The 11817-nt window shown below is 63.1% G+C and carries 9 protein-coding genes and 1 tRNA gene; 2 read left to right on the top strand and 8 right to left on the bottom strand.

Going from position 1 to position 11817, the window contains the following annotated elements; translation table 11 throughout:
* Positions 1 to 4: 4 nt before the first annotated feature.
* Both HMPREF2807_RS07420 and HMPREF2807_RS07415 read left to right on the top strand, forming a co-directional pair.
* The gene (locus HMPREF2807_RS07420; RefSeq protein WP_070511535.1) at positions 5 to 1600 is read left to right on the top strand and encodes an alpha/beta fold hydrolase; all 1596 of its coding nucleotides are present in this window, start codon (positions 5 to 7) and stop codon (positions 1598 to 1600) included.
* 138 nt (positions 1601 to 1738) lie between these two features.
* A tRNA-Arg gene (locus HMPREF2807_RS07415) sits at positions 1739 to 1812 on the top strand.
* A gap of 207 nt (positions 1813 to 2019) precedes the next feature.
* On the opposite strand, the gene HMPREF2807_RS07410 is transcribed toward HMPREF2807_RS07415, so the two are convergent.
* The 8 genes from HMPREF2807_RS07410 to HMPREF2807_RS07375 all read right to left on the bottom strand — a co-directional run bounded on the left by HMPREF2807_RS07410 (position 2020) and on the right by HMPREF2807_RS07375 (position 11672).
* The gene (locus tag HMPREF2807_RS07410) at positions 2020 to 2460 is read right to left on the bottom strand and encodes a hypothetical protein (RefSeq protein ID WP_070511533.1); all 441 of its coding nucleotides are present in this window, start codon (positions 2458 to 2460) and stop codon (positions 2020 to 2022) included.
* Between the two features lie 247 nt (positions 2461 to 2707).
* Entirely contained in the window at positions 2708 to 2917 is a 210-nt protein-coding gene (locus tag HMPREF2807_RS07405; RefSeq protein WP_049155112.1) for a hypothetical protein, read from the bottom strand.
* A gap of 179 nt (positions 2918 to 3096) precedes the next feature.
* Positions 3097 to 3390 (bottom strand): molecular chaperone GrpE, encoded by a 294-nt coding sequence (locus HMPREF2807_RS07400; protein WP_070511532.1) that lies wholly within the window; start codon positions 3388 to 3390, stop codon positions 3097 to 3099.
* Between the two features lie 64 nt (positions 3391 to 3454).
* On the bottom strand, positions 3455 to 3964 hold the full coding sequence (locus tag HMPREF2807_RS07395; protein WP_046648908.1) for a MarR family winged helix-turn-helix transcriptional regulator: 510 nt from the start codon (positions 3962 to 3964) through the stop codon (positions 3455 to 3457).
* Between the two features lie 24 nt (positions 3965 to 3988).
* Positions 3989 to 6574 (bottom strand): AAA family ATPase, encoded by a 2586-nt coding sequence (locus HMPREF2807_RS07390; protein WP_070511530.1) that lies wholly within the window; start codon positions 6572 to 6574, stop codon positions 3989 to 3991.
* Between the two features lie 3 nt (positions 6575 to 6577).
* On the bottom strand, positions 6578 to 7702 hold the full coding sequence (locus HMPREF2807_RS07385; RefSeq protein WP_070511528.1) for a metallophosphoesterase family protein: 1125 nt from the start codon (positions 7700 to 7702) through the stop codon (positions 6578 to 6580).
* A 64-nt stretch (positions 7703 to 7766) separates the two neighbouring features.
* Positions 7767 to 8600, bottom strand: a complete 834-nt coding sequence (locus tag HMPREF2807_RS07380; protein ID WP_049155122.1) for an SWIM zinc finger family protein — start codon at positions 8598 to 8600, stop codon at positions 7767 to 7769.
* Complete coding sequence (locus tag HMPREF2807_RS07375; protein ID WP_070511526.1) at positions 8601 to 11672, bottom strand: DEAD/DEAH box helicase; 3072 nt, start codon at positions 11670 to 11672, stop codon at positions 8601 to 8603.
* Between the last annotated feature and the right edge of the window lie 145 nt (positions 11673 to 11817).

Here is an 11817-nt window from a genome sequence, read left to right as displayed (position 1 = left end):
TTCTATGCGTCTTTCTCGCGTTTTAGGCTCGGTGCTGGGGCCCGTAGCTGTTGCTGCCGGCCTGGTTGCCGCGCCCGCTGTTGCTCACGCCGATCAACCCACCATCAACTGGGGCCCGTGCCCGGAAGGGGTCACCGAAGAGCGCGCTGAATGCGGGCACGTGACCGTTCCGACCTATCACGATGCCCCGGAGAAAGGCACCATCGACGTCGGCCTCATCCGCCTCAAGGCCACCGGAAACCGACAGGGCACCCTGTTTACCAACCCGGGTGGCCCGGGCGGTGACGCGTATAGCTGGGTGAGCTTCGCCGCGTGGCCGGAGGAAGTCAAACAGAGCTACGACATCATCGGTGTGCAGCCGCGTGGCCTGCGCGAGTCGGGAGAGGTGAACTGCACGGCCAGTGAGCTGGGCGCCAATCCCCTTGCGGAGATGACGCAGATCGGCGCGATTACCCGCAATGACTGCGAGAAGAACACCCCTGGCTACACCGACTCCCTGACGACGGAAAACACCGCCAAGGACTGGGAGGTTGTCCGCCAGGCACTCGGCGAGGAGAAAATCAACATCGCCGGTCTCTCCTACGGCACCTTCCTGGGCTCCACCTACGCCACGCTCTACCCACAGCACACCGACAAGGTCGTGCTCGACTCTGGCATGAACCCGAACATGGCATGGAACCAGATCTTCGCTTCCCAGCAGGCAGGCTACGAGAATGCGCTACATGACTTCTTTGCGTACGTGGCCAAGAATGACGCCACCTACCACGCCGGAAAGACCCCGCTGAAGGCCTACGAGCGCTGGTCCCAGATTGTTGCCGCCGAGGCAGGCGTGCGCCCGACTGTGCTTCCACCAAACGCCCAGATTGGTGACCTCCCGCCGGGGCTGGAGTTCGCCGGCCAGCCAGGTGCCAATATCATGACTGCTACCGGTGAGCTGCGCGTGCAGGCGGAGCACCTCGCCGGCAAGGTACGCAACCCGCAAGCTGTCCAAGCCTCCTCGCCGACGCTGTCCGCAACCCGTGAGCTGCTCCCCCGCCCGGAGGCCTGGGACACGCTGGCCAAGCACATCGGCGGCATCGAGCCAATTAACTTTGAGGAGCAGGCAGCACAGCAGCCTCAGCAGGATCCGCAGCAGGCTCAGCAGGACGTTCTCAATGCCGTGAGCATGCAGAACATCATCATGTGCAATGAGAACACCGCGCCGACGGATCCCACCCTCATTCCGGCGTTCCTCTGGTCGAACTTCGTCACGATTGACCCCTTCACTCTGTTCAACTCGATGTACGCCTCCGGCGCGGGTTGCGGTGGCCGCGCACCGGTCAACACCCCGATTGCCGTCTCCGGCCAGAACCTGCAGACCAAGCCGCTGCAGCTGCAGGCCACCGGTGACCCGCAGACCCCGTACGCTTTCTACCGCGGTCTCTCGGATCCGATGCAGTCCCGCGTGGTGACCGTCCACGGCCCGGGTCACGGCCACTTCGCGATGGGCAACAAGGCCGTCGACCAGATCGTGGTTGATTACCTGCGCACCGGTGAGGTCCACACCGCGGATGCGCCGGGCTTCTTTGACCAGCCCCAGGCACAGGAGCAGCCCGCTTAGTCGCACAGGCTGCGGGAGACGAGCGAGCGGCGATCCTAACCGCTCGCTCCTCCCACCACACCCCCATCGGCGTGAGGCCAATTACTGCGCTTCAGTCTTTATAGGCTAGAATCGCATCGTTGGCATTTCGCCAGCAATGCCCTTGTAGCTCAGCGGATTAGAGCATCGGTTTCCGGTACCGAAGGTCGCAGGTTCGATCCCTGTCAGGGGCACTTTTTCATGCCTAAATCTCTCCACTCAGGCTGCGCCCCGGCCCGTATTTTCAATAATGCCACGAGTGCGGGAAAGCCTTTCGCACTCTGCCATTCTGCATTCCCCCAGACCTGAAACCCACAACCTGCAGGTGGGCGTCGCCCAGCGCTCAGCGGCACCAAGCCACTCACTTGGAGGTTTCGGGATCGAGGTCTGGGGATATGGAACTAGCGCAAGCGCGCCTCAATATCCGCGACCACTTCCTCAGGATTCTTCGCAGAGGCGATAAGAGAGCTACTGCCCTGCTCGATGCGCACGGTCGGCCCAGAGACGATGTAGGCCGGAGCGCCGTCGACAACACGCGGGCCCGCGCCTTCCTTGAGCCCAGTCTCAGGCCCGACGCGGGCACCAGTGATATCGCTGAGTGCAATTCTCTTCGTGAAGATACCCAGGATGGAAACCACAACGTCATCGTCATTCACGACGATCTTCACCCGCATCATGATGCAGGCCACGGTTGTAGCGATGACCAAGGCGCCAAAAAGGATGGCTGCCCACGTGGAATCGATCATTGCGGGTACCACTGCGGCCACGACGGCAAGGCCAACGACGATTCCGGACCACAAGAGCGGTCCGTTGAGATAGCGAACGTAGATGCGAGAGTCCATGGAGTTCAGGCTATCGGATAAATACTCCCTTCGCGCTCACCGAAGCCGCGGACGGCGGCTGATTGAGATCGACGGTGAGCGCGAAGGGCGAGGGCAAGGAATGCGTGAGCGCGAAGGACAAGGGCTGAAGCGTCGAGACGCGGGTAAGGAGGGTTAAGGGGGAAAGAGTGAAGCCCCAGCAGGAAATACTGCTGGGGCTTCAAGTCAAGCTACTCCCCGCTGGGCGGCAGCGAGGGGGCGAACCAGGCTACTGGGTGATGTGCTGGTTGACGATCGGCTGGGTGATGTCCAGGGTGCCGTGCTCGACGTAGTACATGCCGAACATCAAAGCTCCCAGCATCACCACGGAAAGAAGCATGGAGGGAATCCACTCAACGAAGACGGAAACCCAGCCATCAGCCTTGTCACGGGCAGCTGCTTCGCGCTGCTCCTGAGCCAAATCGCGCTCGACGATCATGTTTAGTCCTTTCACTTAGCTCCCTGTGCCTGAGAAGTTTTCGCGGAAACCGTCTCGTGGTGGCGTGTGGGATGCTCGCCCATTAACACAGAGTATCTTAGCAGTTTATGCAGAGCTGACCGTAGTTAAACGCAGATATTTCGGCCGCTATCCGCCTTTAGTATGACACCGACTGTGGGCTAGACCCCAGGGTCCTCATTGTTGTTGAGCGCTTCGACGAAGTCCTCACGATCCTGAAACATGCGCTCGATGTCATCCTCCGCGCCGATAATCCACAACTGGGAGGCATCATCGAAGGTCAGAGCCCCGTCCGGGTGCTGTTCGAGGGCGTGCTCAAGTGCGGCGGTTTGCTCCTCGCTGAGCTCTTCCAAGTCCTCGACGGGGCCTACCTGAACGCTGAGTTCCTTCAGCGGCGTGATGCCGTACGTGGTGTATTGGCGCTCTGGGTGCTCGAACAGTTCTTGTCCCATCATGATGTGGACAGGTCACCTCCTGGTGCGTAAACGGACGGGGCCTACTCTACCCCGGTGGGCGCAGCTAGTGGTCACGAGTGCCCAGGCGCTCGTCCGGCACGAAGCCGTCATAGCCCGGAAGGTTTTTCTCCGAGAGCACGCCTTCACAAAAGCGCAGAAGCGCCGGAACATCGGCGGGATCCAGATGGTCAAAGACCATGCGGCGCACGGACTCAACATGCTCCGGCACCGCCGCCTCAAGGCGCTCTCGGCCGGCCCGCGTCATGACGACCTCCACGCCGCGGGCATCGCCTGCGCACTTTTCTTTGCGTACGAGCCCACGCTTTTCCATGCGGGTGATCTGGTGGGAAGCGCGCGAGCGGTCCCACTCCAATTCTGTGCACAGCTCGCGCAGGCGCAGGGTGTGCTCGGGTGCCTCCGAAAGCGAAACAAGCACCGAATACTCGGCCGCCGAGATATCACTGCAGGCCAAGAGAGTTTCCTCCATGCCGCGATTAATCTTGCGAATGCTGGCCAGGAGTTGGCGCCACAGCTCTTGCTCGCTGCCGGTGAGCCATCGAATATCCGCTGTCATGGCACTTACCCTACACTCCGGCTCTTAAGCATTCCTAAGCCTCACCATGTCAAGGTCTATGCGACCGGGTACCCAGGAATAGCGCTGCGGCATACAGGTGAGCACGATGACCTGTGTTGTCTTCCCTGCCTTAGTAAACAGTGCCGCCATAAGCTGGAGACGCTGCGAGTCGGTGGAGCCCAGCGCGTCATCGATAACGACGGGTACCGGTTCACTGGACACCAGCTGGGCGATGGCAAAGCGCGTCAGGATGCTCAACTGCTCCTTCGCGCCGCCGGAGAGCGCGTCGAAGGTCACGGTTTCGCCGTTGCGGCTGCGCGCCTGGACCTTGAGCTCCTCGGAGAGCTCAAAGTCCACGTCACCTCCGAACACGGTGCGGGCCAGGCCGTTGAGCGCAGTGACGAAAGGCGCGGCATACCGCTGACGGGCGGCGTCGCGATGGCGCAGCATGAGCGAACGCAGGTAGCGCGCGGCCTCCGCGCGGCGCTGGATGGCAGCGTGGCGCTCACGAGCAACGTCGAGTTCGGCAGCGGCCTTCTCCTCGTTTTCGGCCGCGCCCGAGTGCATATCGATAAGCCCGCGGAACTCACGCATATCCCCCACCGCCGCATTGACCGCTGCCTTCAGGGAATCAACGTGCGTGTGCGCTCCCCGCGCCAACTGCTCCGCGGTGTCGACATCAACGGCGGACATCTCCTCCAGCGCTTTCTTCTCAGTAGCGTACGCGGTCCGTGCTGCTTCGATAGCGGCGGTCACGCCTTCATCAGCAAGCTGGGCACGCGCCGACTCCACTACCGCGGCCTTGGCATCGCGCTGCGCGGTGGCGTCCTCAGCACGGACCATGGCCACCTCCAGTGCCGCGCCGGCCTTGTTCTCGCGGTAGGGCGCTAGGGCGCGGTCGAGCTCATCCAGCTTCCTGCGCAGCTCTTCTTCCTCACGCTCCACTACGTCGAGCTCCCGCGGCTTTGCGTCGTCCTCAGTAGTCCCGCCGGCCTCCTCGGCGTCCTCAGCATCGGCCGCGCCCGCCTCAAAGCGCGCACGCAGCTCACCGAGGTCCTCCCCGCCCAGCACAGCATGAAGCTCGCGGGCAGCAGTATCCGCGGCGGAGGCCAGCTCCGCTTGTTTTTCGTGGGTGGCACGGGCAGCCTCGACATCCTCGCACCCGGCATCCTCCAGCAGGCGTACGAGCTCCACGCGGGCCTTCTCCACGCCTTCCTCACCGCTATCGCCCGCACCGGCTGCGTAGCGGGCGGTGATGTCACCGACCTTCAGCGTGGTGCCCTCGCGCAGTTCGACTGCCAGTTCTTGACCGTTCTCCAGCGCACGTTCCTCGCCATCGACGACAAAGGAGCCCTTGCCGGAAAAGTAGAGCTTGGACGCCGCGGCCGCCCGCAGGCGCTCTTGGACAGTAACCTCGCGAGCCGCGTCCTCCAAGGCCTGAAGGTTCGGTACGTCGGGAGTCGCCGCCAGCTCACGGCGGCGGGCCGCCAAAGTCTCTTCCAGCTTGTTCAGTGTTTCGAGTCGGGTGCCCAGGGCCTCACGTTCAGCACGCTGCTGCGCGCGGCGGGCGCGCTGGCGTTCCTCGCGCACGGCCTCGTAGCGCTTGTGGACCTCGGCGCGCTCTTCTTCTAGTTTCGTGCGGGCGGCGGCTTCTTCCTCGGCCCGCTCCCGGGCTTCCACAACCGCGGCAGCGGCGCGCTCTGCTAACTCTACGGCTGCGGCATGCTCAGCAACCACAGCTTTACGGCGCTCCGCTTCCCCCTCCGCGCGCGTCACGGCCTCCGCCGCCCGAGTCACTGCAGCCTCCTGCGCGGTGACCTTCTCCTGGGCAGCCCGTGCGGCGACCAGCTCACCGTCACGGCGCTCGCATTCTTCCGCGGCCGCCGGCAGAGCGGCTTCAGCCTCCTTCTTCTTCAGCTCGGCAGCCTCATAGCGCTCCACCACACCGTCGAGCTCGCGCAGCGCTGCCTCGGCGGCAGCGTGCTTCTCCTCAGCATCTGCCAACGCGGCAATGGCAGCCTTATAGTCTCCTGCCGGCTTGTCTGTCTTCGCGGTGAAGTACTCCTTGTACTCCGCCTCGATGCGCGTGAGCAGCTCGGAGTCTTCCGCCGCGGCACTCGCTCCGGTCTGCTCCTCCAGCGCCGCGGTCAGGGAAGGAATGCCCACCGCGGCGATGCCTTGGTGGTTGTCGTCCTGGCGGACGAAGAGGGCGTCGAGAAGCGCGCGGTCCACGTGCTCACTGAGGATTCGATCCAGCTCCCCATCCGCCTCGGCTCCGGTCCACTGGCCCGGGCGCGGGGAGAAAACGTGCAGCTCCGACGTGCGTTTCTTCACCCACCGCTTGCGAATGCGGAAGCGGTAAGGCCCCACGGTCGCCTCCAGCGTGACCTCAGGCCCCACATCGCGGCCGGCAGGCTGCAGCGCCCTCACCGGCTTGGAATTAGCCGTGTGCTTTTCCGTGAGTACGAAATCGATGGCCTCCACCAGCGTGGACTTTCCGGCCTCGTTCGGCCCACCGATGACCACCACCCCGGTCTCCGGCAGGTCCTTGACCTCCAGGTGCTCCACGCCCCGGACGTTGTTCAGTTCAACAGAATGCAGCTGCATCATGGTTTAGGCTCCCTTCGCGCTGAGGCGGAACAGCAGGTTGGCAGCGTCGCGGGCGGTGGGGTTGTCCAAGTCCTTGAGCAGCTCCGCTAGCGCATTGGCGGCATAACCACTCAAGCTCAGTTCGCTGAGCTCTTCTTCCGAGGGCGCCAGATGCAGGTCCATGGTTCTCTCGCGCGGCTTGAGGGAGGCAAAAACCTCCTCCATCTCCGCCAGGCCTTGCTCCAGACGGGCCTGCGCGCTCAAACCCACGGTGCCGCGCAGGCTGTACTTGACTGCGGTGCGAATCTTCTCCGGCACCGCGTCCAGCTGTTCCAGGAAGCCCTCGACATCCTCCATGGAGTCGATGTCCGCATCAATCGCCCGGAAGTCCCAACGGCCAACGCGGTGCTTGACGACGTCCACCCGATCCCCCTCAACGGTCACCACCAAGGCGTTGCCCGAATCGCGCTCCCTATCGTCGAAAGCGGTGGTCTCTGGGCTGCCCGAGAACCACACTTTGCCGGAACGGCCCAAGGATTCAGTGGAGTGCGTATCCCCCAGCGCCAAGTAATCGATAACCCCCTTATCCAGACACTCCTCCACGAAGGCGAGGTCGATCGTATCCGCATCCGAGTCCTCGCCTTCGCCCGCGCGGGATTCCACCTGGCCGTGGCCCACCGCGATGCGAACCGCACCCTCCTCGGCAGGCGGCAGCGGCTCCAGCGCGCGGCGCACGAGGTCATAGTTGGCCCGCTTGGACAGGTAAGGAGCACCGACGATCTCCACGCCCGGGCGCACCGCAATCGGCTCCGAATCAGCAATCACGTGCACGTTATCCGCAAAGGAGTTGAAGAAGATGGAATCCGCCACAAGAGGGTCATGGTTGCCGGGCAGCAGGTAGACCGGAACCGGCAGGCGCTTGAACATATCCTTCGCCCGCAGCAGCGTGGACTTGCTCAAGGAGTTGTGTTCAAACACGTCACCGGCCACAACGATGAATTCGGCACCCGTCTTGGTGGCCAGCTCCCCCAGGCGCAACACCGCCGCCTCGCGGTCATCATCAAAACGCGATTGCGCCGCGGGACTTAAAAACCAGCGGGTCATGCCCAGCTGAAAATCGGAGGTGTGGATGAACGTGACCGCGGCCATGCAAACTCCCTACAACGTGGTCCAGGGCTGGGCGTGTGAGCCCCTCCCCTTAAGGTGGCAATGTCTAGTGCGTCAGATGATAGTAAAGGTCCTCGACATCGGAGACCGCCCGAAGCAAATCTATGTTCGTATGGCTGACGGAGCGCATGGCCTTGCGCAACAGTTCCGGGTCGGAATCATCCACCGCAGGAGCGGTCTTGGGCTCCGGCAACGGCGGCAGCTCGCGCCCCTCCCAGAACAAAGCATTGCGTTCCTCGGCCGAGATTTCAGCGGCCGCAGAAGCGGAAAACGAGTCCTCCGAGGCCGCCTTGGCCTGCTCCATGACCGCTTGCTCGAGCCGCGCGAAGTCGAGTCCGCGCAGGGCAAAAATCACGGAAGGATCGGCATCCATCCGGGCCGCGAGGCGGTCTGCCACCGCCACGACGTGCTTGCACACGTACTCTGGGTCGGGGCAGGTACAGGAAAAGCGGAGGTCGTCGGGGTACTCGGCGATGAGGATGTCGAGGGAGGCGTCGGCAAGCATGCCTTCCCGGGCCTTCGCCACGGAGTTGGGCGTGCGCGCGAACATCTCCGACAGCCGCCCGATGTCCTCGTTGTTGCGGTAGGGCACCTGGATGAGCACCGCGAAAGGCTCGTTCTGGGAGCCCGCGACCTTTCCGTGCACCGCGCCATTGCGCACATCGAGGCCCACGACGTGGCCCTCCGTGGCGTATTGGCGCCCGCGGCGAATGCGGCCGGAATCCGTTTGCTGGTTGACAAAGTTGAGCAGGCGCGTGGCCGCCGGCTGCATGGTGCGCACGCGGTCGACGCGGTTGACCTCCTCCGGCGTGCTCACGCGCTTGCGGGTGCCGAAGTTGGCGTAGATGACGTTGTTGTCCTCAGGACTCTTCGGTGCCATTTACTTCTCCTGTTCCCTGTAGCTCATGAGATCCGCCAGCTGCTCGGGGCTCAGTTCGGTGAGCCAGCCCTCGCCTTCGCCCACGACGGCCCCGGCCAGCTGCGTCTTGCCGTCGAGGATGTCTTGGATGGATTCCTCCAAGGTACCGGCGGTAATCATCTTGTACACCTGCACGTTGCGCTGCTGGCCAATGCGGAAGGCACGGTCCGTGGCCTGATTCTCCACCGCCGGATTCCACCAGCGGTCCATGTGCACGACAATCGACGCCGCCGTGAGGTTCAGCCCGGTACCGCCTGCCTTGAGCGAGAGCAGCATGACGGGTGCGCCATCATCGGCCTGGAATTCTTCAACCATCTGGTCGCGCCGGTTCTTGCTCACACCGCCGTGGAGGAAGGGAATCTCGCAGCCCAGCTGCTCAGACAGGTAGGGCTGGAGGACGTCACCGAAGGCCTTGTACTGGGTAAAGACCAGCACGCGCTCCGAGGATTCGATGGCCTGGTCGATGATCCGCATGAGTTCTTCCACCTTGCCGGAGCGGTGCTTGCCCTTAATGGTGACAGCGCTGCCATCGGCCAAGAAGTGCGCTGGGTGGTTGCAAATCTGCTTGATGCGGGTCAGCGATGCCAAGATGAGGCCGCGGCGCGAGATCCCCTCCTTCTTCTTTGCCAAGGCCTGCTCCACGTCATTGACCAGAGCCTTATAGAGGGCTGCCTGCTCATCGGTCATGCGCACGGTGATAATCTGCTCGGACTTCTCCGGCAGGTCATCGATGATATTCGGATCCGTTTTGAGGCGGCGCAAGATGAACGGGCCGGTGAGCAGGCGCAGGCGCTCCGCCATGACATCGCTTCCTTCGCGCTCGATGGCCTTGGCAAAGTGGTTGCGGAAGAAGGAAGCTGAGCCCAGGATCCCGGGGTTGCAGTAGTCCAGGATGGAGCGCATTTCCGACAGCCGGTTCTCAATCGGCGTGCCGGTCAGCGCCACGCGGTGCCGCGAGGGGATGGCGCGCACGGCCTTGGAGGAGCGCGTGGAGGCGTTCTTGATCGCTTGGGCCTCATCGAGGACCACGCGGTCCCACTCCACCTTGCTCAAGGTCAGGAAGTCACGGCTGACCGTGCCATAGGAGGTGATGACGATATCGGCGTTCTGCGCCGCCGTGACCAGCTCCTCGCCCTTTAGGCGCCCGGTGCCATGTTGCACCATGACCTTAAAGTCCGGCACGAAGCGCTTGGCTTCCCTAGCCCAGTTGCCCACCACGGAGGTCGGGGCAACCACTAGGGTGGGCTTCCACGCCTCCGCTTCCTCAGCTGACTCATGGGCGTTCTTTTCTACCGCCAGCAGGGAAAGCAGCTGCAGGGTCTTGCCCAAACCCATGTCATCCGCCAGCACCGCGCCGATGTTGTTGCGGGACATCCAATACAGCCAGTCCACACCCCGGCGCTGGTACTCGCGCAGCTCGGCATGGACCGTATCGGGGATCTCCACGCGGTCGGGCGCGGTACTATCCAGCCCGCCGAGCAGCGACGTGTGCCACTCGGAGCCAGTGAAGGCAACGGGGTCCTCCGCCATCGACTTCAAGGCCATCTCGCGCAGATCCGCCAGCGTGACCGCTTCTTCCTGCTCGCCCTCATTGAATTCCTTGCGACGGCGCTCCACCTCGGCCACGAGCTCTTCCCAGCCGGGTTGTTCCAGCTGACGGGCCATCTCCGCAGTCGCGGCGAGTTGCTCCAGCTCCTTCAGGGCGCGCTTGCGGGCTGTATCCGCCAACTCGCGCATGTACTGCGAGATCTTGTTCAAGGCCTGGGTATCCGCCATGACCCACTCGCCGCGCAGGCGAATGAGACCAGACTTGGAGGAGATGAGCTCGTGCATTTCGGCGTCGGTAAGCTGCGTGTCCCCCACCGAGAGCTTCCAGTCATAGCTGAACAACTTCTCCATGCCGATGTGTGCCTTGGTGGCGGCATCGGCTGGATCGCGCACCTCCGTGGTTTCCAGCTTGGCCTTGGTCTCCATGTGGGACCAGGACTTGGGCAGCAGCACGGTAAAGCCGGCTTTACGCAGGGCGGCGGCGTCGTGGGTGACAAAATCCACGAGCTGCTCCGTGGTCAGGTAGACGTCCCAGTCACCCGCATTCCGGCTCGCCGGGGCGGAGTTGTACTTCAGCCGCGGTGCCACGTCGAAGGCATGGCGGCGGGCTTCGCGCAGCTTCTCGACGCTCCCCCGATCCAACTGCTCCTGCCGCACCGGCAGCGGCGAATCCGTGCCGGAGCGCACCAGCAGGCGAATGGGCCACGCTGCATCCTCGACGGAGACATTATCATTTGGCGGCTCCTCCACGAGGAAGACCAGTTGAAGATCTACAGAGGTAATGGAGTCTTTCCACTCGTTGAGACCGCGCAGCAACTGCGCGCGCCCCTTCTTCACAGGCGAAGTTCTCAACAGCGCCTGGGCGAAGTCATGCCACGGCGCGGCGCGTGGGGCATCGATCTGCGGGCGCAGCTGAGTATAGGCAATCCAGTGTGTGAGCTCATCCGCCAAATCATCAGAGAGAGCCCGGTTATTAATGGAGAGGATGCCGGGCGCGGAGGCCAGCATCTCTGCCAGCCAGCTGCGCTCCCCCAAGCCCGAAGCCAGTTGCCACATCGGGTACCACTCGCCGGCTTGGTAGGACAGGCGGATGGTCACGCGGCCGGCCCGGACGAAACGGTAGAGGCCGCGGTAGGCGCGGATGAGCCACAGGAGATCTGGCGCGATGGTCGCGCGCTGCTCCGGGGTGGCCGCTTGGCTATCGGTGTCGAGGTATTCCAGCTTGGCCAAGGTCTCCACCGCTTCATCCGGGGCGAACATGGCCATGGGCACCATGAGGGAGACATCTTTGCCCTTTGGAGTGCGCAGGGACACTCGTGCTCGGTTGCGGAAGGTCTTCTTACTCAGGATGTTATCGACCGCATCCGGGAAGGTTCCCTCTGGCACTGCTGAGGGCATGATGATCTTGTGCCCTTCGACCTGTTCGATCCATAGACTCAGGCCGGAGACGGGCAGCCAGAGGCCATGCAGCAGGTAAGAAGCCATAGGGGCCAGTTTAGCAGCACACCTTTTGGGGGACGGGGTCGCAGAAAGTTCCCGAATCCTGCCTAAATAGACAATCGTTATAGTCTCGTTACATAACGACGTAACACCAGTAAGACCGTACAATAAGCTGTGACCAAGGTAACCA

The organism is Corynebacterium sp. HMSC074A09 (assembly GCF_001811545.1).
Taxonomy (GTDB): domain Bacteria; phylum Actinomycetota; class Actinomycetes; order Mycobacteriales; family Mycobacteriaceae; genus Corynebacterium; species Corynebacterium hiratae.
The sequence above is the reverse complement of the archived record's forward strand: the minus strand, read 5'-3'. Positions and strand labels throughout refer to the sequence as shown.